This is a genomic window from Stenotrophomonas sp. STEN035 (assembly GCF_056759935.1).
Window position 1 is genome coordinate 182,168 of the sequence record NZ_JBRRDY010000003.1, and the last position, 22,209, is coordinate 204,376.

At 60.2% G+C, this 22,209-nt stretch carries 16 protein-coding genes, 1 other RNA gene and 2 pseudogenes; 14 read left to right on the forward strand and 5 right to left on the reverse strand.

The window, feature by feature from the left end:
- The first annotated feature begins 247 nt into the window (after positions 1–247).
- The 3 genes from mobQ (at position 248) to ACVOLL_RS02960 (ending at position 3,419) form a co-directional block, all read left to right on the forward strand.
- On the forward strand, positions 248–2,194 hold the full coding sequence (gene mobQ / locus ACVOLL_RS02950; protein WP_481511502.1) for a MobQ family relaxase: 1,947 nt from the start codon (positions 248–250) through the stop codon (positions 2,192–2,194).
- 65 nt (positions 2,195–2,259) lie between these two features.
- On the forward strand, positions 2,260–2,502 hold the full coding sequence (locus tag ACVOLL_RS02955) for a helix-turn-helix domain-containing protein (protein WP_481511527.1): 243 nt from the start codon (positions 2,260–2,262) through the stop codon (positions 2,500–2,502).
- Entirely contained in the window at positions 2,499–3,419 is a 921-nt protein-coding gene (locus ACVOLL_RS02960; protein ID WP_481511503.1) for a hypothetical protein, read from the forward strand. Before ACVOLL_RS02955 ends, ACVOLL_RS02960 begins: the two co-directional genes overlap by 4 nt.
- Here the strand turns inward: ACVOLL_RS02960 and ACVOLL_RS02965 are convergent.
- Positions 3,416–4,531 carry a DNA methyltransferase gene (locus ACVOLL_RS02965; protein WP_481511504.1) on the reverse strand — a complete coding sequence of 372 codons (1,116 nt, stop codon included), beginning with the start codon at positions 4,529–4,531 and terminating at the stop codon, positions 3,416–3,418. The two genes, ACVOLL_RS02960 and ACVOLL_RS02965, sit on opposite strands and share 4 nt — an antisense overlap.
- Before the next feature lie 974 nt (positions 4,532–5,505).
- On the opposite strand from ACVOLL_RS02965, the gene ACVOLL_RS02970 reads away from it, so the two are divergent.
- The 4 genes from ACVOLL_RS02970 (at position 5,506) to ACVOLL_RS02985 (ending at position 10,236) form a co-directional block, all read left to right on the forward strand.
- Entirely contained in the window at positions 5,506–5,694 is a 189-nt protein-coding gene (locus ACVOLL_RS02970; protein ID WP_481511505.1) for a hypothetical protein, read from the forward strand.
- Positions 5,695–6,041: 347 nt separating this feature from the next.
- Complete coding sequence (locus tag ACVOLL_RS02975; RefSeq protein WP_481511506.1) at positions 6,042–6,998, forward strand: hypothetical protein; 957 nt, start codon at positions 6,042–6,044, stop codon at positions 6,996–6,998.
- A gap of 164 nt (positions 6,999–7,162) precedes the next feature.
- A complete protein-coding gene (locus tag ACVOLL_RS02980; RefSeq protein WP_481511507.1) occupies positions 7,163–9,514 on the forward strand; it encodes a GH92 family glycosyl hydrolase in 2,352 nt (783 codons plus the stop codon).
- A 269-nt stretch (positions 9,515–9,783) separates the two neighbouring features.
- A complete protein-coding gene (locus ACVOLL_RS02985) occupies positions 9,784–10,236 on the forward strand; it encodes a GNAT family N-acetyltransferase (RefSeq protein ID WP_481511508.1) in 453 nt (150 codons plus the stop codon).
- Between the two features lie 8 nt (positions 10,237–10,244).
- Here ACVOLL_RS02985 and sugE read toward each other — a convergent pair whose 3' ends face one another.
- Entirely contained in the window at positions 10,245–10,562 is a 318-nt protein-coding gene (gene sugE, locus ACVOLL_RS02990; protein ID WP_481511509.1) for a quaternary ammonium compound efflux SMR transporter SugE, read from the reverse strand.
- Positions 10,563–10,873: 311 nt separating this feature from the next.
- Here sugE and ffs point away from each other — a divergent pair.
- Positions 10,874–10,970, forward strand: an RNA gene (gene ffs / locus ACVOLL_RS02995) — signal recognition particle sRNA small type.
- A 454-nt stretch (positions 10,971–11,424) separates the two neighbouring features.
- Here the strand turns inward: ffs and ACVOLL_RS03000 are convergent.
- Both ACVOLL_RS03000 and ACVOLL_RS03005 read right to left on the reverse strand, forming a co-directional pair.
- Positions 11,425–12,189 carry an MBL fold metallo-hydrolase gene (locus ACVOLL_RS03000; protein WP_481511510.1) on the reverse strand — a complete coding sequence of 255 codons (765 nt, stop codon included), beginning with the start codon at positions 12,187–12,189 and terminating at the stop codon, positions 11,425–11,427.
- Positions 12,189–12,938 carry a 3-deoxy-D-manno-octulosonic acid kinase gene (locus ACVOLL_RS03005; protein WP_481511528.1) on the reverse strand — a complete coding sequence of 250 codons (750 nt, stop codon included), beginning with the start codon at positions 12,936–12,938 and terminating at the stop codon, positions 12,189–12,191. Before ACVOLL_RS03005 ends, ACVOLL_RS03000 begins: the two co-directional genes overlap by 1 nt.
- 20 nt (positions 12,939–12,958) lie before the next feature.
- On the opposite strand from ACVOLL_RS03005, the gene ACVOLL_RS03010 reads away from it, so the two are divergent.
- Positions 12,959–14,005, forward strand: a complete 1,047-nt coding sequence (locus ACVOLL_RS03010; RefSeq protein WP_481511511.1) for a glycosyltransferase family 9 protein — start codon at positions 12,959–12,961, stop codon at positions 14,003–14,005.
- Positions 14,006–14,121: 116 nt separating this feature from the next.
- Here ACVOLL_RS03010 and ACVOLL_RS03015 read toward each other — a convergent pair whose 3' ends face one another.
- Positions 14,122–14,520, reverse strand: coding sequence for a DUF6165 family protein (locus ACVOLL_RS03015; RefSeq protein ID WP_296247850.1), 399 nt, complete (start codon positions 14,518–14,520; stop codon positions 14,122–14,124).
- A gap of 305 nt (positions 14,521–14,825) precedes the next feature.
- Here ACVOLL_RS03015 and ACVOLL_RS03020 point away from each other — a divergent pair, with 305 nt between their 5' ends.
- The 5 genes and pseudogenes from ACVOLL_RS03020 to ACVOLL_RS03040 form a co-directional block, all read left to right on the forward strand.
- Positions 14,826–16,028, forward strand: coding sequence for a tyrosine-type recombinase/integrase (locus tag ACVOLL_RS03020; protein WP_481511512.1), 1,203 nt, complete (start codon positions 14,826–14,828; stop codon positions 16,026–16,028).
- 461 nt (positions 16,029–16,489) lie between these two features.
- Positions 16,490–16,639, forward strand: a pseudogene (locus tag ACVOLL_RS03025) (transposase); the annotation flags it as partial.
- A 313-nt stretch (positions 16,640–16,952) separates the two neighbouring features.
- Complete coding sequence (locus ACVOLL_RS03030) at positions 16,953–19,082, forward strand: McrB family protein (RefSeq protein ID WP_481511513.1); 2,130 nt, start codon at positions 16,953–16,955, stop codon at positions 19,080–19,082.
- Positions 19,082–21,619 (forward strand): hypothetical protein, encoded by a 2,538-nt coding sequence (locus tag ACVOLL_RS03035; RefSeq protein WP_481511514.1) that lies wholly within the window; start codon positions 19,082–19,084, stop codon positions 21,617–21,619. The genes ACVOLL_RS03030 and ACVOLL_RS03035 overlap by 1 nt, the downstream gene beginning before the upstream one ends.
- Before the next feature lie 154 nt (positions 21,620–21,773).
- Positions 21,774–22,209, forward strand: a pseudogene (locus tag ACVOLL_RS03040) (hypothetical protein); the annotation flags it as partial.

Below are 22,209 nucleotides of genomic sequence, written 5' to 3' on the forward strand. Positions count from 1 at the left end.
CGTGCATGGGACCCTGATTGCAGGGGCAAGCGAGCACAGCGAGCAGCCCGGTTCTCAAAGGGTTTTCAGAGGGTGCGAAGCGCCCGAAGAAAACAACAAGAGCGCGGTTATGCAAACTCCTTCGGAGTTTGCCCGCGGTCAGGGGCTTCGCCCCCGACACCCCGCGAACGCCTTCGGCATTCGCTGCCCCTTCCGCCGGACGCCCCCGTAAACGGGGACTGGCGGGCTATTTTCGTCTGGGGATCCCGTGGCCATTTACCGTTGCGAAATCAAAACCGTCAGTCGTAGCCAAGGCGCCAGCGCCGTGGCCGGCGCGGCGTATCGCGCGGGCCTGGACCTTGCCGACCTGCGCACCGGCGAGCGTCACGATTACACCCGCAAGCAAGGCGTGGTGGCCTCAGGCATTCTGGCCCCGGCCGGTTCCCCCGAGTGGGTCCAAGACCCGGCCCAACTCTGGAACGCCGCCGAAGCCGCAGAGACGCGGAAAAACTCGGTGGTGGCACGGGAGTTCCTGGTGTCTCTGCCGCACGAACTGACCGACGCGCAACGCGCCGAGCTGGCCCGCGACCTCACCGCCAACTTGGTGGAGCAGTTCGGTTTTGCGGCCATGTTCGCCATTCACGCCCCCGACAAGAACGCCGACGAGCGCAACCACCACGTGCACATACTCGCCACCACCCGGCGGATGGAGCTCACCGGGCTGGGCGCGAAAACCCGTGAACTGGACGACCGCAAAACCGGTGCGGTGGACGAAGTTCGCGCAAAAGTGGCCAGCACCATCAACCAGCACCTGGAACGTGCAGGCTTGTCCGTCCGCGTGGACCACCGCAGCCTGTTGGACCAGCAGGTGGCAGCATCCAATGTCGGGGACTTTGCCCGCGCCGCCGAACTGGACCGCCAACCGGAACCGAAGGTGGGCCGGACGGCCACCGCTGCGGCCCGCCGGGGCAAGCGCAGCCCCCGCGCCGAATGCGTCCAGAGGGTGCGCACGGAAAACGCCCAGCACGCCCAAGCCCAGGCCGACCGCTTCCGCGAACTTAAAGCCCAGGCCGCTGCCAAAGGCCGCTTGGCCGTGGTCGATGAGCAGGCCCTGCATGCCCGTGCCTTGCTGGAACGCCAGCAATCGGCGGTCCAGCCGCGCCACGCCCTTTCCACCCCACAGGCCCCACGCCATGACCCAGCCCAATCCCAGCATCGCCGCGCCCCCGCTCTCACTCGACATAGCGTTGATGCTCTCCGACTCCGAAAACCCGGACCTGGCGACGAGCGCGTGCCTGCGCTGCGCCCACTCCACGGCCTTAACCCTGGCCTGGCCGCCGGGGGACGACGAGCTCCCGAAACCGCCGGATTTGGTTGTGTTCTGCGGAAGAATGCACCGGGACATTACCGCACCGGTCCAGCGCTGCTCGGGGTTCCAGCCCAGCCCGTAACGGCCGAAGCCGGGGCCGCCGTCCGGGCGCGTGCACGCGTGCCGCGCGCACCTCGGGCCGGGGCATCCGTGCCCCGGCCTGCCGCTCACGCGGCCGGTCAGCAGGCGCATCGGTCCAAGATCCAACTACCGGCCACTGGCCACTCCCGCGTCACCGGCAACGGGACGAAGGAAAGCGAACAAGTCGCCCGGCTGGCCAACCTGTGGCTGGCCCAGTTGGAAAAAGACATTGCCGAACTGATCCGGCGGGCCCTGGCTTGGGCGCAGAACCACAGCGAGCCTTTGCCCCGTTCTCTGGCCCGGGCCTATCTCCAGGCCGAGGGCGAGGCGCAGTTGGCCACCACCATGCGTGACCAAGCCGCCGCCGACCTCAAGCAGGCCCGGCGCGCCCGGCTCGATGCCCGGTATTACCGCGACCAAGGCGAAATCGGGTTGAAGGGCAAGGACAAGCTGGCCCAGCGCCTCGGCTGGACGCCTAGGACCCTGCGCGATCTACAGGACGCGGTGAAGCAATCCGAGGAAGCAGTGGTTCATGCCAAGCAGGCCGAGCAACAGGCCATCACCGCCCAGGACGCCACCACCGCCGAGGCCGAGTGCCACCGGAAGCGCTTGATGGAGGGGTTCTTGAAGGCCCACCCGGAAGAGAGCTTGCAGTTCCCGAAACAGTGGTCGCCTTCGTTGCAACCCTCGCTCCGAACGGAGCCATTTCCCCCACTCCAACCGACAAGCCCAGAGACAAAGGGAACACCCCCAAGGTTCCGTTGACGTCATGGATAGTCGCTATTGATCCCAAAATGGGTTATTCCGTTCTGGGCTTTAGGGTATGGCTCATGCCCGCACCGTTAAACAGTCCCTTCTACGCCCAGTTGCGCGCGTCTCTTATCGAGGCGCGCGAGCAAGCTGGATTGACTCAAGCCGAAGTGGCCAAACGCCTTCAGCGCGTCCAATCATTCGTCTCCAAGTATGAGCTCGGTGAACGTCGGCTAGATGTCGTCGATTTCATCGCAGTATGCGATTGCTTGGGCATAGACCCTGCCGACTTGCTGGGTCGAGTGCATCGGAGTGCCCGATGAAGACGGCAGATGTCATTGCACTAGCCAGCGCACATCTGTCGGGTCTGCGGGGGCACGAGTTCGACGTGCTTGAGGTTGCGAAGCCGGTTTCGCCTGCGGCCGCCATCAACCTGGCGAAGATTGTCTCAAAGCTTTCGCCCTTGGTTGGCAATCTCATCGAGTTCAATACCTGCGAATACCTCAACGAGTTTCCCGAGTTTGAAGGCTGGGGCCATTGGCACCGCCAGGACCCCGGATTTCCCGATACGGTTTTTCTCGGGAAGGTGGTGCCTACTCCGGGCTTTGAGATCAAGGCGTGGTTCCCGCTTGCTACGGAAATCACGGCGCGATTCAAGGACAGCCAGAACCATTTCACTAACAACAACACCTATGTTGCCATGCTGGCGTGGCTTCCGGAGTTCCTCATTTTCGGCAAGCCTCACGTAGTCGACATCGTAGTAGTGTCAGGGGCGTCAGTAGCTAAAGCCCGCGATGACCACTATCACAACCCGCCGGACTACTTGGTCATCGAGCCAAACGATACAGCTGCGCGCACAGTCAATCTTCAGCAGACCAATACTGCCGGTTACAAGTTCCAAGGCACCCCTGCACAGTTTGCCGAGGCGCAAGCGCTAGTAGCCTCGTGGGGCCCCGGAGGAAATGCTTATTCCCCGGCCCATGATTATCAAACGCGGCTGGCTCAGCTGATGGCTCGGTTCCCCTATCGACTCGACACCAACTTCGCCAAGATGGACCGAATCGTCCACGCTGAGATAGAGGCCTTCAAACGCCGCACCTACGGCACTGTGCTGCATGGCCGCACCATTGGCGAATGGAATCGGCTTTTGTCGCGCGGAGGAGAGGCAGCGGTAGCTCTTGCCTTGGCAGACGCTTTCGACATACGCGAAGGCGATGGCGAAAGCGTCGTAGAGCCTTAGGACTCCTCGCCCTGGAAGCGCCCCACTCCTAACTGGAAATAGGTAGGGTCTAACTCGCATGAGAATGCGCGGCGGCCCACTTGGCGGGCAGCCAAAGAAGCTGAGAACAAACCACCAAAGGGTTCCCAGACCACATCGCTGGGGTCGCTCGCCGCTTCAATGATGAGGCGCATGAGATCAAGCGGCTTCTGGTTAAGGTGAGCAGCCTTAGAACTTACGTCTGGCACCCTGACTCGTTCACGTCCATGGAGGGCCCCTCGATCCCAAACGTTCGTATAACCCATTGGACAGTGGAACTTTGAGCGGTAGCGGGTCCAGTCAGCCGCAGACATTGGTGTTCGGCCGTCTTCCGAAAAGTATGGCCGACCTTCAGGGTCACCATGCTCATTGGCGTAACGTGCCATCTTCTCAAACATTTCCGGCGGTGGGTAATACCAAAGGTGGCCTTGGTCGAGATACTTGCGCACGGCAACATCCTTTACCCCACAAGCCTCATTGGCCTTCCTCATTGCCAGGCCGGTGCGCTTCCATTCCCTATGGAGCCAACGCTGAAGTGTCAAGCCGTCAAGCTTCGGCTCAAACACGTATTGCACGCAAACTTCTGACACCACAGGGAAACGTCGAATCTTTGCCGTGTTGACGTTGCCGGCAATGTGGGCCTTGCCCTTGTTCCAAACGTTGGCGTTGACGTAGCGCCACCCGTGCCGCTCCAACACTGGGTGGACCGCTGCCCATCCGATCTCCGAGTTCCAGAACCACAGGGTGGTCTGCCCGGTCGCTTTACGGCTCCAGGCCTCTACATGCGGTTCATACCAATCGGGCATGCCCAGATGGTCGGATGTATCGCCCTCGAAACCCAGCACACCATACGCACCATCGGACACGATCACGGTAGGCGCTGGCCAATGCTCATAGGCGTTCAGGCTGTCGCCCAACTCTAGACGGACCGCACTGTCCTCGTAGACCCCAACCGTCGGGGCGTTGGCTAACTTCACGGCTTTTCCCCGTCCGACCGTGCTGGTCGGTGTGGACTTCTTACGAACGGGCATATCCAACGGCGCTTCCTCATCAACAGCGAACCATTTTACCCCAAAACGGGATAAGAAAGGCATATTCGCACATGGTCAACGCACAGCCTGAGACCGGCAGCAGACGAAAACGCCCCCGGCTTGACAAAGGCCGGAGGCGTTTTACTTTGAGTTCAAGGCCCCTGGGTAGGCGAAACCCAGAGGCGAGCAAAGGTAGAAATCAGCTACCGAGCCCAGGCGGTGGCCCCATAGGGTCAGCCTACCAAGCCTTGAGCCGACCGCAACCCCTTTCCTCGTCCTCTTTTTCGCTCCCACTCGGACGGCCTGTGTGATCAGCACTAGGCGGGGGTGGTTCGTAGCCATCAAACGGTTCTGTTGGTCAGCCCTTCACTGGGCAAGCACGCGGCAACTGGGGCCTGGGGGCTGAACTGTGTAAGGCACCCCCGAAACCTGGGTCTACGTGTAACCGTAGGCGAACGCTGGCTCAGCCGCAGCCCGATAGAGACGCCCACAACAGACCGTGGGCGGCGTGGACCGGGGGCAGCAGCGGCGACGCTGTGAACCATGCTGGGCCGTCACGGGGTCGTTCCCCGCCGGCACACCCGCAGCCGCAAGGCACTTCAACCGCGGGCCGACCATCTCGTTATTCCTAGCCCTGGCGGGTGGGGGGCTCGTGCCCAGCGACCCGCAAAACGGGTTGCCCGCCCAAAACGCCACGCGTTTTGAACAGGCGAACTGAAAGGCCGAGGCCGACGCCTCCGGCGACGGTCCTCGGCAGCCGGGGGGTCGCAGGGGGGCGCGCTGCCAGCGCCCCCCCGTTGCTCAAGGCCGCCGTTGGCGCCTTTCGCGGCCGAGGGGTCACTACCAGGAAAACACGCGCACGGGCTTCGTCGCTGGGCGGGCTGCGCTTGGGTTCAGCGGCAACCGCAACAGCACGGGCGGCTACGCCGCCCTTCTGGCCTCGCTGCCGCTCGCCCCGCCCCTGGGGGAAAAGGCAGGGGGCGGCGCCGGTGCGCCGCCGGGCTTGCGCATCGGCGGAAACGCGCTAAGAACTGGCAATGGACAAAGCCACTCGCCGCGCGGCCGCCGTTGCCGCTGACAAACTCCTCAAAGCCGCAGGTTACGACGCAAGCGGCAAAAGTCTGCGCCGGACCATGAAGAAACGGCGCAAGGCCGCCAGCGCTGCCAAGCAAGGGAAAAAGACCGGGAAAATGCGCGGCAGCCTGGCCCGTCGCAGCTCCATCTAGAGTTGGTGCCGGCCGCTGCCTTGTGGGCAGCGATTGCTGCCTACAAGGCAGCATCAGGGTAGTCATCCGCTGCTACGACCAGCTACAATGCGCGCGGCACAAGACAGGGCACAATCCCGGTTTGTGAATGCCAAGCGGTTCAAGGGGTTGGCTCGGTTTCAACTGGATCCCCCTCTCTCCGCCAGATTACGCAAAAACCCCCTGAGCAATCAGGGGGTTTTTGCGTTTGGGGCAAATAGCTGGCCTGTACTGAGTCTCCAATTCGACCAATCAACAGTGGCGGCAGACTTGCAAACTCTCATCCAGCCCCCTTTTATAGGAGCAAGACCGCCTCGATAGTCGCCGTCATGCATGAAACCATCGCCTCGCTGAAATCCGAATTCCTTCGTCAAGTTCGTGATAGATGGAGCCCCGCCCGCCCGCATAATCGCAAACAGGTGCTCAGCACGCTCTCAAAGCTATTTGACCGATTCCGGGAGCATGGGCTCGATGATCCACAGTTCTCACAAGAGCTGGCTAGTGGAAACCCTCATAAGCATCACCAGCGTTTGGCAGAAATGCTGTTAGCGAAGTACCTCTGGGACAACGGATTCACTCTTTCCAGCGCCCGCGAAGGGCCAGACTTCAAGGCATCCAAGGGTGGTATCACCGTGTGGATAGAACTGGTAACCCCTGAACCTCGAGGAATTAGCCCTAGCTGGCTCTTATCTGGAGATAACGAGGGCGTCTGGACATATCCACATACGGAGATCGCTTTACGCTATACGAGTTCCCTGAAGGAGAAATTTGAAAAATTGACGGGCATACCCAAAGGTCAAAGGGGATATCTGTCCAAGGGAATCGTCGGCAGCAACGAACCCTACGTCATTGCAATAAACCAACATCTACTGCAGAGCAACTTCCGCACATTGCATGGAATCAGCCAGACCCCTACTGCTTGTGAAGTCCTCTACTCTGTCGGCGCAATACAGCTGCATCTGAACAGGGCTACTGGCCAAACGACGCATATGGATCACGCCCATCGGCCCAGCTTGGAAAAAACAGGATCAGGAGGTGAAAAGGTCGCAGTTCCAGCGAATAGTTTCCTGGATCCAGCCTATGCCCCGGTCTCTGCCGTCATGGCATTGGATCTGCAAGAAGAGGCCCTGATCTCACCGGATCGGGCAGCGTTGAAGAAAGAACACCTAGCGGCCGTGATCCACAATATGGACGCGCGCAATGCGATACCCACACGTTTTCTGCCGGGGCAGGAGCATTGGACAGCCAAAACATCTGCAGGCTCCATTGAACTGATGAAGGTCTAGGCTGAAGCCATACAGCCAGCCCCATTCGAGGCAACGCCGGCTCGCCTCCCCTTTTTAATTGGAACCGTAATTTTGCGCTGCGAAGCTGGACTCGACCGATGGTCGGCAATGGCGCCCTTGGACATGCTAGCTTCCCAACATTAGACCGATCCAAAAGGTGCTGGATGAAGCAGCTTGGCGCGACCCTGTTAGTGCTTGCAGCAACCGTGGCAACCTCCTCGTTGGCACCGTCTTCAGCGCTGGCGGCCTCGCCCGCCGCCAACGAAGCCGCCTATGCCGCCGTGAACCCCTTCATTGGTACCGGTGGCGAGGGCCACACCTATCCCGGGGCGACTGTCCCTTACGGCATGGTCCAGCTGTCCCCCGATACCCGCATCCAGTCGCGCAAGAACGGCTATGGCTGGGCGGCGGGTTACCGCTATGACGACACCACCATCGTCGGCTTCTCGCATACACATTTCTCCGGTACCGGCCATTCGGATCTGGGTGATCTGTTGTTGATGCCGACTACCGGTGAGTTGAAGCTGGAGCGCGGCAATCCGGATCAGCCCTTGAGCGGCTATACCTCGCGCTTCAGTCATGCCAGCGAGACCGCGCAGCCGGGCTATTACGCGGTGACGCTGGAAGACTACAAGGTGCGCGCCGAGCTCACCGCCAGCGCGCGCGTTGGCATGCACCGCTACAGCTTCCCTGCCGGCAAGCCGGCGCATGTCGTGCTGGACATGCGTACCAGCATGTATGACTACCCGGGCAAGATCCTGTGGTCGCGCTTGCGGGTGCGGGCCGATGGCACGGTTACCGGCTTCCGCGAGACCCGCGGCTGGGCGCCGGGCCGGCAGCTGTACTTCGCGATGCGTTTCTCGCAGCCGCTCAGCGGCCATCAGTTGCACGACACCGAGCAGGATGTGGCCTACAAGGGCTTCCCGCCGCCGGGCGAGAAAGACCCGACGCAGCGCGCGCAGATCGAAGGGCGGCAGTTGGTTGCCGCCTTTGATGTGGTACCGGAGGCTGGCAAGCCACTGTTGGTGAAGGTGGCGATCTCGCCGGTCAGCGAGGAAGGTGCGATTGCCAACCTGGATGCGGAAGCGCCGGGCTGGGATTTCGATGGCATGCGCGCTGCCGCCAAGCAGCAATGGAGCGAGGCGTTGGGCGCAGTCGAAGCGCAGGGCAGCGCGGACGAACGCACGCGCTTCTACACCGCGCTGTATCACACGCTGCTTGGGCCAACCTTGTTCATGGACAGCGATGGCCGTTATCGCGGGCCGGACAACGCGGTGCATCAGGCCAAAGGCTGGACGAACTATTCGACCTTCTCGCTGTGGGACACGTATCGCGCCCTGCACCCCTTGGCCACGCTGGTGCAGCCACCGCAACGCACCAATGATTTCGTCAACTCGCTGCTGGCCTCACGCCGCGAAAGTCCTTACGGCGTGCTGCCGGTGTGGTCGTTCCACGGCCTGGAGACCTGGTGCATGATCGGCTACCACGCGGTGCCGGTGATCGCCGATGCCTATATGAAGGGCATCCGTGGCTATGACACCGAAGAAGCGCTGCAAGCGTTGGTCGCCAGCGCCAACTATGGTCCGTATGACGGCATCGCGCAGTACCGCGAGCTCGGCTATGTGCCGATCGACGAGGAAGGCGAAGCGGCCAGCAAGACACTGGAATATGCCTATGACGACTGGACCATCGCGCAGGTTGCCAAGGACATGGGCAAGACCGAAGTCGCAAGCGAGTTCAACAAGCGTGCGGCGAACTGGAAGCATGCCTTCGACCCGAGCACCGGCTTCATGCGGGCGCGCAAGCGCGATGGCAGTTTCCGCGAGCCGTTCGATCCCAGCGCAAGTGGCTATGGCACGGACTTCACTGAAGGCAATGCCTGGCAGTACTCGTGGTACGTACCGCAGGATGTCGCCGGCTTGGCGGCGGCACATGGCGGCAGCGACAAGCTGCTGCAGCGTCTGGACGATGTGTTTGAAGCCAAGGTTGATCCTTCAATCTTCGCGCATATGGAAGACATCACTGGACTGATTGGCTGGTACGCGCATGGCAACGAACCCAGTCACCATGTTGCCTATCTGTATGCACATGCGGGGCAGCCGTGGCGCACGCAGGCACGCTTGAAGCAGATCATGGACACGCAGTACGCGGCACGCCCGGATGGCTTGGCGGGTAACGATGATCTTGGGCAGATGTCGGCCTGGTATGTATTTACCGCGCTGGGTTTCTATCCGGTTACGCCGGGCAGCAACCAGTACATCATCGGTCGGCCGTTCCTGCCGCAGGCGACCTTGAATCTGCCTGATGGGAAGCGCTTCAACATCGTTGCTACCGGGCTGGATGCTGCGCATACGTATGTTGGTTCGGTGAGCCTCAATGGCAAGCCGCTGGATCGGGCTTATGTGACGCATCAGGAGATTGTTGCTGGTGGGGAGCTGCGGTTTACGATGCAGGCTGAGCCGAACAAGTCTTGGGCTGCGGATGCGGCGACGTTGCCTTATTCGATGTCGCGGTGATTGGGATGGGGGCTCTTGGCGTGCTGTGTTCGTCGGTTGAAAGCACGCTTCGCGCTCCCCTCTCCCCAACCCCCGCTCCGCGCCCCGGCCCTTGCGCTGGCGCAAGGTCGTTCCAGGGGCCACGAACCTGCGGTTCGTCAGCCGGCCCCTTCCATCCCGCAAGGGGAGAGTGGCTTTAGTCAAAGCCAAGCAAAGCTAAAACCAGAACAGCCCCCTCTCCGCTCCAACCTCCACAGAAGCAGCGGGCTGAAGCTGCTAGATTCCAGCACATGCTGATCCGCCCCTACCAACCCGCTGATGCCGATGCCTGCCTGTCGCTGTTCGACAGCAATGTGCCCGCGTACTTCACGCCAGCCGAACGCACCGACTTCGCGCAGTTTCTACAGCGCGATACGCAGGGTTGCGACTATCAGCTGATCGAGCACGATGACCGGGTTGTCGCCTGCGGCGGCTTGGCGATACGCGACGATTGCGTCGCCGTTTTTTGCTGGGGCATGGTCGAACGCAGCCTGCATCGGCAGGGGTTCGGCAGGCAATTGAGTCTTGCGCGTTTACAGCAGGCCAGACACAGCCCGAACGTAAAGCACGTGGAGCTCAGTACCAGCCAGCACACGCAGGACTTTTACACGCAGCTCGGTTTCAGCGTGACCCGGGTCGTGGCGGATGGCCACGGCCCGGGCTTGGATGCGGTCGAGATGGTGTTGGAACTGCGCGAGAACTGAAGCAGCTATCAGCTGCTGGACAGCTTCATCAGCACCAGGCCGCTGACGATCAGCACCGCCGCGCCAATACGCATCGCGCTGATCTGCTCGCCGAGGAAGATGATGCCGATGATGAACGCGCCCACCGCGCCGATACCGGTCCAGATCGTATAGGCCGTGCCCAGCGGCAAGGTGCGCATGGCCAAGGCCAGCAACCAGAAGCTGGCGATCATGCCGACGATGGTGACGATGCTGGGAACCAGCTTGGTGAAACCGTGGGATTGCTTCATTGCCAGCGCCCAGACGATTTCCAGCACACCGGCAATAACGAGATAGATCCAAGCCATACAGCCTCCTAGAGAAGCCAGGCCGTCCTGGATGAAGTCCCGTGATGGGCGGAGGTCGTCCTCCGTTGGGCGGGCATTCTATCCAAGCCTGGCCTTGCGGGCCGCCAAACGGCGGTTGCGGGTTACACGGGGTTCAAGCCGGAACGCTGGTCGGCTGGTGCATGCATACGTTACAATCGCCGCACACGATCAGGACCTGCTCCAGTTTGTGTCCGGTCCATGAAGCATCGGCGGCTGATCATCGCATCGCCCCAGCCTCTCGTATCGTGAATGGCCGCGCATAGCGCGGCCAAACCGTCTCTATGGTGGCCCCGTCGGCCCCTCGCGACGCTAGGTCGAAAATCCCGCCAGGGCCGGAAGGCAGCAACGGTATCGATCGACGCGGGCGCCGAGGTCAGCCGGCGGGGTCGCCACCTTTTTGGGCCTTGGAAAGTCCCGCCGCTGATGAAGCTGTGGCTTTTGCTTGCGCGCGTTGTAGCCCGGGTAAGTGCAGCACAGCCGGGGCTTTGGGTCGGGCGGGACTTCTGCCGGACGATCGACTGGTTGCCGACCACGAATTGGCTTTTTATTGACTACGCGTTACCCGGCGTGCTTCCCGGGTGCGCTGCGCTTACCCGGACTACGTTGCCGCGGGCAGCTGGGAGTGGAGCTGACGGAGAGCTGGCTCCGGTCTTGCCCTCACCCCAGCCCCCGCTCCGCGCCCCGGCCCCCGCGTTGCCGCGAGTGCGCTCCAAGAGTCGCGAACCGGTGGTTCGCAAGCGCCTCTTCTCGCCCCACAGGCGGGAGAGGGGCTCAGTGATCATTACTGCGGACAATTTGGGCTCTACGTGCTCCCAAGCTTCGTGGAGCCGAAGCACGACGCTCAACCCTCAAACGGCTCTGCACGTGGTGCCGTCGGCTCACTCAACAGCACGCACTCGCCCGGCATCGCCACGCGGTGGCCGCGTGCGCGAAGTGCGTCGCCGTCGGCGCTGCTGGCGTAGTGGTAGAGCATCATCCGCGCCTGGGTGGCGGCGTCGTATTCGCGCTCGAGGTCATCCACGCCGGTGTGCGAGGGATTTCCGTGCAGGCCGCAGTCGTGGGCGATCAATTCGTTGTCACCGGCAAATCGCGCCAGCATCTCCGGGATCGGACGGGTGTCGCCGCTCCACACCAGTGCGCCCTGCAGGCGTAGGCCGTAGGCGGTTTCCGGCCAGTGGTGGCGGACCGGGAACACCTCCAGGCGCACGCCCTCGTGCCAGAACGCATCACCGACCACGATCAACTGGAAGGCGTCCCAGAAATTTGCGCCACCCTCGGCCAATACGTTCGGGTAGTCGCCTACCCGCTTGTGCAGCAGCGGCACCAGTGGCGCCGGCACGTATAGCCGCACCTTGCCGCGCCGTTGCGGGTTGAAGAAAGCATCCACGAACAGGCGCTCGAAGCCGGCCACATGGTCCAGATGGATATGGGTGACGAACAGCGCATCCGGCATGGCGCCGTAGTGATTGCGATAGGCAGTCAGGCCTTCGCCGCCGCAATCGATGGTCAGCCATGGCTGGCCGCCATGCTCGATCACCGACATCGGCGAACCCAGCTCCACCGCCGACGCATTGCCGACCCCCAGAAAACGCAACGCCCAACTCATCACACGCCCCGGTTCCAGGCCAGATCATAGGCGCGACGCAGCCGCGCATAGTCCTGCTCCACGTCCTCGCGACTGCGCGCACCGCGCAGCTTCAGCAGGGAGCGCAGCAGGCGCTTGAGGTTGCGCTCGCGCCAGCGGGTGGCGGGAATGCGCAGAACGCCGCGATCGAAGTCGATCAGCCAACCACGCCGAGCGTCATCAAACAGAATGTTATGTGCGTTCAGATCGGCGTGGTCCAGACCCGCGCGATGGAAGCGCGCGATCATCCGCCCGGCTTCTTCCCACGGCGCACCGCGTCCAGCCACTTGTGCGTGATCAGCCAGCGAACGCACATCTTCCAGCCGCTCCATCAGCAATGCCGCTTTGTAGCGCAGGCCTTCGCGCATGTAGAACGCGGCATAGGGCCGTGGCACCGGCAACTTCTGCGCGACCAGTTCACGCATCAGACGGAATTCGGCAAAACTGCGCGTACGGTTGGCACCACGCCACAAGTAGCTGCTGTGGCTGATCTTGGCGGCGATACCGCCGCGCAGGTACTGGCGCAGCACGCTGCGGCCGAACGGCGCGTCGATGAACCATGCCCCGCCACGGCCACCATCGCCTACCGGATGGGCCTTGCTGCCCCATTGCGCAGGTGCGAACAAGCCGGGATCGGCTTGCCGCAGGCGTTCGCGGTCGAACAGAATGGCGCCATAGCCGCGACCATCGCGGCAGGGCGTCAGCGCTTCAGTGGCGTCAAATGCGACCATCATTGCGAGTCTAACAACACATGCCTGTATCGTCCTCCCCGCTGTGTCTCCTGCGCCTGTCGGCGCTGGGCGATGTAACCCATGTGGTGCCGCTGGTACGCACGCTGCAGCAGGGTTTTCCGGGCACGCCGCTGCATTGGGTGATCGACAAAGCCGGCCACAAGCTGCTTGATGGGCTAGCCGGGGTCCGCTTCCATATCTACGACAAGAACAGCGGCCTGGCGGGCATGCGTGCGCTGCGCCGCGAGTTTCCTACCGGACGCTTTGAAGCGCTGCTGCAGATGCAGGTTGCCGCGCGTGCCAACCTGTTGTCGGCGTTCATTCCAGCCAAGCGCCGCATCGGCTACGACAAATCGCGCTCCAAAGACCTGCACGGGCTGTTCATCAATGAGCGCATCCCCGACCGCCCCGGCATCCACGTGCTCGACGCCATCGGCAGCTTCTGCGAGCCGCTGGGCCTGAAGCAGACCGAGGTCAGCTGGGATCTGGCCACACCACCGGAAGCGCATGAGTGGGCGCGCGCGCAATGGGACGAGGATGGCCGCCCGGTGCTGATGATCTCGCCCTGTTCCAGCCACCAGCGCCGCAACTGGTACGCCGAACGCCATGCCGCACTGGCCGACCACGCTGCAAGCCAGGGCTGGCGGGTGGTGCTATGCGGCGGCCGCAGCGAGCTGGAGCGCAGCACCAGTGACGCAATCCTCGCCGCAATGAAGCACCCGGCGCTCGACCTGGTCGGCAAGGACACGCTCAAGCAGCTGCCGGCCCTACTGGCCCGCGCCTCGCTGCTGGTCACCCCCGACTCTGGGCCGATGCATATCGCCAACGCGGTCGGCACCAAGGTGCTGGGCCTGCATGCGGCCAGCAACCCTGCACGCAGCGGCCCGTATTCCGACCGCCGCTATTGCGTGGACCGTTATGACGACGCCGCACGCCGCTATCTCAACAAACCGGCCAGCGAGCTGAAATGGGGCACCAAGATCGAGTTCGACAATGTGATGTCGCTGATCACCGTGGATGATGCGATTGCCGTGTTTGAGCGTTATCGCGCGGATCATCAGGGCTGAAGCCAGCTTTGCAGGAGCGGCGTCAGCGGCGAAGCTGGCATCGCTGACGCGCCAGCAATCTCCGTGATCTGGTGTTCCATGGGCTTCGCGGCTCACGCCGCTCCTACAAAACAGATTCAGCCGGCGCGGTAGTCCTGGTAGGACTTCTCTTCCACGTAGCTGGAACCCAGCGCCAGGTTGATGGCCTTCTTGATACGCGCGCGCTCATCGTTCTGGATGTAGACGCTGCGGGCCAGCTGCACGAACGAGTCGTCGAAGGCCTGCGCCTTCTCTTTCAGGCGGATGTCGTCTTCGATGTCCCACAGGCGCTCATTGACCGCCTTCAGTTCGGTACGCAGCGCTGCGATGTCCTGCGCCGCAGCCGGATGCGCGGCCCAGGTGCTGTCCAGCGCGTTCAACTCATTGCGCACATTGGCCAGCTTGGCCGCATCGCTCATGCGCTCGGACTTGATCTGCAGGATGGAGATCTTGTCCAACAGCTCACCGAAGGACACGGGGACGAGGATTTCTGACATGGGGCTTACCGGTTGGATCAGGCGCACAGTGTAGCCGCTGCTACCGGGCATTCAGCCGCAATGCCCGGGCGCAGGAGGAGCAAAAAGAAAAAGCCACCCGAAGGTGGCTTTTTCAAGTATCTGGCGGAGAGGGGGTCTGCCTAGTATTCGTCCAGCCCGGTCCGTAGCAATCCAAATGTTAAGAATATAAATCATTATTTTCAATACCTTACGTTGCCTTCAACTCCTGAGACGTCCAAGAGCATCCATCACCAGCCCTCTCAAAATGGCATACTGGATGGCATACCGGAAGCAATTGAAAATCCATGCCACTTCTCACCGATGTCAAAGCACGAAGCATCCTTCCCGGAAGTCGCGCAGTACCTCATGGAGCCGTCACAGGCCTGAGCCTCCTGCCCTCATCGACCCTGAAGGGCCAAGGAAAATGGGTATTTCGATACGTCAGCCCCTCGACGGGGAAACGCAGGAACGCTGGGTTAGGCGGCTATCCACAAGTCACTATTGCCGCAGCTGGGAAGCTGGCTCGAGAGATGCGAGACCTGATCGCGACGGGACAGGACCCCTTAACACTGAAAGCCCTGGAAGCCACCAAGCTCCAGATACCGACCTTTCAGGAGGCTGCGACACAGGTCCACACCGAGATGAGACCTGGTTGGAGGAATGACAAACATGCCCAGCAGTGGATCAACACACTGGTCGAGTATGTTTTCCCGAAAATTGGGAACCTGCCGATCGACCAGCTACAGCCTCGGCACATCGCCGAAGTTCTACGCCCCATCTGGCTTGAAAAGGCTGAAACTGCCTCACGCGTTAAACAGCGTATTCACGCCGTAATGGCTTGGGGCTGGGCGCACGGATTCAACCAAGCCAACCCCGTGGATGTGGTCAACCACTTGCTCCCTCAGCAACCCAGCAAGACGATCCGCCAAGAACACCAGCCCGCAATGCCTTGGCAGCACGTCCCCACATTTGTCGGAGCGGAGTTGGCAACCGCAGGTGAATTCGACGTGACCCGGCGCGCGTTGCTTTTTCTGATCCTGACGGGCGCCCGCTCCGGCGAGGTCCGAGCCATGACTTGGAGTGAGGTGAATCTACGTGACGGGCTATGGATAGTTCCAGCAGACCGAATGAAAGCTAGACAAGTTCACAGGGTTCCACTCTCCAAACAGGCAGTGGCATTGCTCCAACAGCAAGTCGGCCATGACGAAGAACTCGTATTCCCATCCGTTCAAGCCCGAAAGGTACTGTCAGATATGACGCTGACTGCCCTATTACGTAGACTCTCGGCTCCCAGCGATTCAGAGGGCCGAGTAGCCACAGCACATGGATTCCGCTCTAGCTTTCGCGACTGGTGCAGCGAAAAAGGATATGCCAGGGACTTGGCTGAGCGCGCTCTAGCTCACACCGTTAAAAATCAGGTTGAGGCGGCATATCATCGAACCGACTTGCTGGATCAGCGACGACCAATGATGCAGGCGTGGGCTGACTACATTCAGCCAGAGCAATAACACTGAACAACTCATAAATACACTACCGCGGGCTCCGCCGATTTCCAAAGCAGAAACAAGCCCGCGTATAAGCTCACACCGCAGCAATCAGCGCTTGCAGCACAAAGTAGTCATGCTGCTTTAGGGGGGACCCTGCCCAGACCGCCATGGATAATAGCCCGCGCGATGGGGGTCTGACCTACGCGCTGTGGTACTGGACTGGAGGATTTCTCAGCCGAATGGCCGCAGGGAGCCTGTAGTTTACGGCTCCAATCCTTGCCGCTGGAGTGGAGCCATCGTTTTGTCTGAGCAAGTGACCGCACCCCAAGGGTTGGCCGCAGCCATAGTGCTTGCAGGAGTCCTAATCAGCACTCGCACCAAACATCAGAGCAGTTGATTCATGCGGGACGGTTCTGGCCTGAGCAAACCGAAGATGGCTTCTACCCGAATTAAACGCTAAGTCTCGGTCGGTTCCTTACGAGCGCGATTATCCGATCGTGTACTTGGACTGCATCCACGTCAAAGTTCGAGACAGTGCAGTTCGAGTCAAGGCGGTCTACCTGGCCATCGGTATAACGATGGGCGGTGAGAAGGAAGTTCTGGGCCCGTGGCTGGACCAACCCAAGCAAGCTGATGTCCGCTTTGGGTCGCATCCAGCGATCAATGGGCATAGCAAAGGTAGAAGTCTTTGTTCCAAGCATTGAGGGTCTACTTAAATCACGGATTCCGTTGTACCGCCTTTATTGCAACCTTTCACCCGAGCGATAAGCTCGCAACCTAAGACCGCAGATTGAAGCTTAATGCGATAACATAAAAGATGAGGCATTAGGAGACCAGTACCATGACGGACATGATATTCAAGACCAATCGCAATCGTCATTGGCCACTCATCAGCCCTCTTCGTAGTTGGCAAACAAGTTGCGGCCACCAATTCACTCGATCCGAATGACAAGCGAAGCCAACGAAGCCATCCCATCACATCGAGTAGCGGCCGATCCACCGCAGCCTACGCTCTCGTGGTCAGACACAGAGCTGCTGCAATTTCTTGCCGATATCTGGAACCAAAAATCCCACAAGAACATTCAAGTGGTCGGCCGACTGCGTCAAGTGGATGGAGAGTCACACGCATTCCTCACGGATCTACACCACCCGGCCACGGGCATTAGGCTGCCGCTCTCCGGTAATTCACTAGACAACCGAGCTTTCGTACTCCCCAGCGAACTCCAGCGCTTCAATCGGAACCAAGCGCCCACCAAGTTCGCAATCGCGACTCTGGATCTATCACCTTTAACGAGGCGCGAGGAACGCAAAGATCCACTAGCTTGCATGGTGCGAGCCGGCACCCTGACCCCGCTCGTCTCAATTCCAGACGGATGGGGTGTCCACCGACTTACTTCCGAGTCCGCGCAGTTCATCACGGACACGGCGCGCCAAGTGATCGAAGCCCGGCTGCGTGAAGAAACCGCGGGCGCTGAAGGCGAGCTGGAAGCTGCCCGGGTGAAACTTGTCGCTGCACAAGCGGAAAATGAAAAGCTGGACCAGGAGCTCAAGGAGCTGCAGGTCGAAATCGACAATGCAGCGAGCCGCGCCAGCGCGCTCGAGGCGGAAACAGAAAGCAGGAGAACAGCTTTGGAAGAACGTTTGCGGGAGCTCGAATCCCTCCTCAGGGAGAAGGGAGATCGGATGGTGGCACTGCGCCTGATCGAGGAAGCTGACCTTGAGAAACTGTTCCCCTCAAGTCTTCAGCAGCGCAGTCGCATAGGCCACAACTTTCAGGAGGCCTTGGGTGGTGATATGAACAAGCTAGCGGGCTATGTGCAGGCACATGCATGGCAAAAGGGCATGCACTACAGCCGCGCTCAGCTGCTGGACTTCATTACCCTGCTACGCACTAACGATCTTCTCGTCTTGGCCGGCGACTCCGGCTCCGGCAAGACCAGTCTGGTCAAGTCGGTGGCAGAGGCGATTGGCGGCAAATGCGTGATCGTGCCGGTCAAACCGAACTGGACCAGTGCTGAGGACCTGTTGGGCTACTACAACCCGATTGAGGGGCGCTACCACCCGTCCCAATTTCTGCTTGCACTACTGGAAACCGCCCGCGACCCCGAGGTCCCACATTTTATCTGCCTCGACGAGATGAACCTGGCCCGGGTGGAGTACTACTTTGCCGATTTCCTGAGCCTGCTGGAAACCCGTGGCGGAGAACCTTGGATCCATCTGTATGCATCGTCGGAGGAACGCCATACAGCCATCGATAACCGGCTGTTCCTGACCTTGGAGCAGGAAGCTAGGACACGTGCCGGCCTACCTGTGGACGCGTCGCTCGAAGACATTCTGCTGAATGACCATGCGAGCTTGGAGTTGCGCAAGCTGGCTGGCTTCCATGACTCCGACAACGTACTGGCTCACCACGCAAAGCTCAGGCGTTCGCTTGCCGGATTGGTGGACATCCCTCCGACATTCCGGTTCCCGCGCAATGCATGGATCATCGGCGCTATCAACGTAGACGAGACCACACATTATCTATCCCCCAAGATCCTCGACCGCGCCCATGTCATGCGCTTCAGGAATCCGGTATTAGTGGATTGGGAAGCAGTCGGGAAGGAAGTCGAAGTGTTTGAACTTGACATCGGCCAGCCGATCAATCTCAGGGCGGATGACATAGGCACTCGTGACCAGTACCCCGCCTTCGACCGACACAACTCAACTGTAGCCCTACTGTCTCGTCTATCACGCGAGTATCTCGACCCCTTGGGCATTGAATTTGGGCTTCGCGCAATCCGCCAGTCGATGAACTACGTCGAGAAAGCTGGCGACATCGGGCTCGGGCCACTGGAGGCACTGAACAACATCGTGCTGCACAAGATTCTGCCGAAGATGGTGATCGAGCTCGACAAGGTCACCGGAATAGGTGCGAAGCGACGCGACGTGTTGGCGTCCCTCAGAAACGCCTTGGCAGCCGAACTACACGACCTGAACAGCGTACTGGTCACGGAGTCCGCCCTGGATGCGCTGGACGAGTTGATTGCGCGTGCCGAGGGCAACAACGGAATCGCAAACTTCTGGGCCCGCTGATGCGCCCCGGGTTCGAGGTCCGCTATCTGCGTATCGATTGGCTGGCTGAAGGCGTCGCCAGAAAGATCGAGGTGGCGCCCACACCACTGGCGGTGGAACAGTCCGATACAGGAGCGCTCACAGTTGAATCCACCATCTTCAACGATTCGTATTCTTGGCTCGGTATCCGCATTGACGACCACGAGAATCTCTTTCCGTCGATGGTCGATGCTTCCGGCCTAGAGACACCTTGGCTCCGAGTGAACAGCCCTGGTGACGAAGGTACCTGGTTCATCAGCAACGATGGATGGGACAGCTCCAAGCAGCGCCACCTCAGCGAATTAACACGCAGCGCGGGCAGTTTTCGGGTTCGGATAGGCGACAAATTCCTGGTGATCCAGAACTTCCTGTCTGAGTACGGACGGGCCGATGTCCAAGCCTACGTGGATGATTTCCGAGGCAGCTTGCTCTGGATGATCATGAATGACGAAGCTGGAGCAACCACCACCGGCGGTGCCGGGGTGCCCGGCGCGCCACTCGTGCCGATCCTGGATGCCTTGTGCACCGCCGCACGAAAGATCCTGGCAACGCCATTGGTGGCGGTAAAAGAGGGGCGTAGGCTAACGCCGATCTCGAAAGTACGCGCCACCGCCGAGACATTCCGCGAGTTGTCACAGCACCCCCAGGCACGCCGCCTGACGGGAAGGGTCTTCGATGAATCTGGCAACACAGCGGAAAACCGCTACGTCCGACACATGTTGGGTTTAGTGATTGGATGGATCAGCGCTTGGCTCAAGACCGCATCCCAACAGAGCGAATTTCTCGGCGCATTGGCGACTCAGGAGGATCAGCGCGCCAAGGATAATCTTGCCATGACCTGCCGGCACGTCGATCCGGATGTATATGACCAACAGACAGCCGATATCGCCCGAAGGGTGAACGCTCTGACCAACTACCGTGCAGACGGCAGCGACAGGCCATCTCGCACTAGGAAATTCCCCATCCGGTTGACGAAGCGTTTCGGTGACGGGCCTTCGTACTTCTATGATCGAACCGATCGCAGCGCAGCTGCGCCGGATGAAAACATTGCCTTCCGCGTGGTTGTGTTCCCGGAGGATATCTTTAATCTTTTGCAATCCTCCATCCATATCTGCCGCGAGCTGACGGTTGAAGGCGAAGCCAGTTCTGTCGTTAAAAAAACCCAAAAAGAAAAGAATTATCGGGAGCTATCATTCTCCGCAGTCTCTTCCATTTCGATTCACACCGACCCCATTGCAGCACGCGCGGCAAAAAGGCGATCCCTTGAAGAACATGGATGGACGGTCGCCTTGGCTTCCGCGGAACGCAGGGAACTGCAGCGGGAGGCAAAAACAGCGGAGTCGCGTGCGAAGCGAGCACATTCGAAGCGAAATGCCATTGCGTCGTCAGCTGAGGCCTTGGGGAAGTTGGCACGAAATCTTGCAGACACTGACAGCCGACTGGCTCAATTGGGCGTTACTCGATCCGACGTCTTTCCGACGGGCATGACGTTCGTCACCAACCCCACCTATGCCGCCTGCTTGTCGTCTTTCAAGATGGCGGCTGAAATATTCAGAAAGATCGGATTTGATCCTTCGCTTCTTGAGGAAGTCGAGAGGATCGGCATTCTGCATGCCAGCGACATCTATGAAAAATGGTGCTTGCTAAAGATATTTTCAATTCTGATGGAGGACTTCAGATTCACCCCGGAGAGCAATTGGGCCAAGCGACTGGTGACAGCGTCAGTCTCCGGCGAGCGCAACCTGATGTTCGAATTTTTCCGTAATGACATCGGTCAGCGAGTGACGGTGACGTACCAGTTCGAAACGAAGACGGGGCGCCGGCCGGACTTCGTCATTCGATTTTTTGACCTCACGTTTTCCCACGAAGAATCTACAGTTGACAGCCGGCTTTCGCACTCATTCCCCATAAAGTCGCTGGTCTTGGATGCGAAATTTCGAAGCTCATGGGGGAATCAGTCTCCACGCCACCTTCTGGATGAACTTATTCAAACGAAAAGCTATGACGAAGTCGGCAGCGTATTCATTCTTCAGCCCTGTGAGGGCACCGTGTGTGACAGCCTGTCTCCACTTGAATGGGGACGGCACTGCGACTACGGGGCGAGACAGTCCCACAACCATGGTTGGATACAGCTTGGCCTTTCGCCCAAGGCCGCCGCTACCGACAATCTCAAGCGCCTTTTGACTATTAAATTTCAATCCTTCTTTCCAGAGCCTGAGCAGACCGACTTCGAAGGCGGCGAATGGGAGTCGCGGAGCTTCTGCCTCGGCTGCGGCGAGGCTCATCATCCTCAATCGATTCGTTCCAAACCAACCAAGGGAGGGGGGACGCGTTGGCTGCTCGATTGTGCGGTCTGTGGCGTATGGACAGTAAGAACCCATTGCTACCACTGTGCGAAGAGCCTATTCAAGAACGGCACGAGGTGGACATACCATCTGACCTTGGCAGATCAGGTTACGAACGTAATTTGCCCTGATTGCGGCTCGCACTTCGATCGCGTACCCGCTTCCGGTGAATAGCCTTTGCTTAGCATGATCCACAAGGCGAAGCCTGGTCGCTCGGGCGGTCGTATTGGCCGGGACGGCATCCACGCGCGACTGTCCGCTTCGGGTGGCGGATTCAATGGATCGATGCAACACACTGAGGCTGCCATAGGCAGCGGGAGTGTTGCAAATGAAGTACCGACAGCGGATGCACTACACCGATACCTCCCCCCCCATAGCACTTTCCCTCGGATTCCCGATGGCTGTCCCCGACCAATCTGACATCTCAGGACCGCAACGCGAAGTACAACGGCTCTTGGGCCGCTGTCTCTTGCGTTTGCAACAGTACGAGCGCCTGCTGAAGGCAATGATCGCATTCCAGAAGCTGTCTGGGACATCTGAGATGCTCCCGCATGCTCTAGACGCACGAAGGGCGGAGGCTAGCGACAAGACGCTAGGCACTTTGATCGGCCGCCTGATGGGCGACTACATCTTGAAAGAAGGTTGCGAACTACCCGACGACACACACAAGCAACCTGACGGCTCAATCCATTTCAGCTTCCGGATGCAGCTCAAACTGCCAACCGAACGTCACGAGGCCCTCAAGACGGAACTGCGCGAGCTGG

Coding starts and splice junctions, on each gene's coding strand:
- ACVOLL_RS02955 (WP_481511527.1), top strand. CDS start 2,260: ATGCCCGCACCGTTAAACAGTCCCTTCTACGCCCAGTTGCGCGCGTCT.
- ACVOLL_RS02960 (WP_481511503.1), top strand. CDS start 2,499: ATGAAGACGGCAGATGTCATTGCACTAGCCAGCGCACATCTGTCGGGT.
- ACVOLL_RS02965 (WP_481511504.1), bottom strand. CDS start 4,531: ATGCCTTTCTTATCCCGTTTTGGGGTAAAATGGTTCGCTGTTGATGAG.
- ACVOLL_RS02970 (WP_481511505.1), top strand. CDS start 5,506: ATGGACAAAGCCACTCGCCGCGCGGCCGCCGTTGCCGCTGACAAACTC.
- ACVOLL_RS02975 (WP_481511506.1), top strand. CDS start 6,042: ATGCATGAAACCATCGCCTCGCTGAAATCCGAATTCCTTCGTCAAGTT.
- ACVOLL_RS02980 (WP_481511507.1), top strand. CDS start 7,163: ATGAAGCAGCTTGGCGCGACCCTGTTAGTGCTTGCAGCAACCGTGGCA.
- ACVOLL_RS02985 (WP_481511508.1), top strand. CDS start 9,784: ATGCTGATCCGCCCCTACCAACCCGCTGATGCCGATGCCTGCCTGTCG.
- sugE (WP_481511509.1), bottom strand. CDS start 10,562: ATGGCTTGGATCTATCTCGTTATTGCCGGTGTGCTGGAAATCGTCTGG.
- ACVOLL_RS03000 (WP_481511510.1), bottom strand. CDS start 12,189: ATGAGTTGGGCGTTGCGTTTTCTGGGGGTCGGCAATGCGTCGGCGGTG.
- ACVOLL_RS03005 (WP_481511528.1), bottom strand. CDS start 12,938: ATGGTCGCATTTGACGCCACTGAAGCGCTGACGCCCTGCCGCGATGGT.
- ACVOLL_RS03010 (WP_481511511.1), top strand. CDS start 12,959: ATGCCTGTATCGTCCTCCCCGCTGTGTCTCCTGCGCCTGTCGGCGCTG.
- ACVOLL_RS03015 (WP_296247850.1), bottom strand. CDS start 14,520: ATGTCAGAAATCCTCGTCCCCGTGTCCTTCGGTGAGCTGTTGGACAAG.
- ACVOLL_RS03020 (WP_481511512.1), top strand. CDS start 14,826: ATGCCACTTCTCACCGATGTCAAAGCACGAAGCATCCTTCCCGGAAGT.
- ACVOLL_RS03030 (WP_481511513.1), top strand. CDS start 16,953: ATGACAAGCGAAGCCAACGAAGCCATCCCATCACATCGAGTAGCGGCC.
- ACVOLL_RS03035 (WP_481511514.1), top strand. CDS start 19,082: ATGCGCCCCGGGTTCGAGGTCCGCTATCTGCGTATCGATTGGCTGGCT.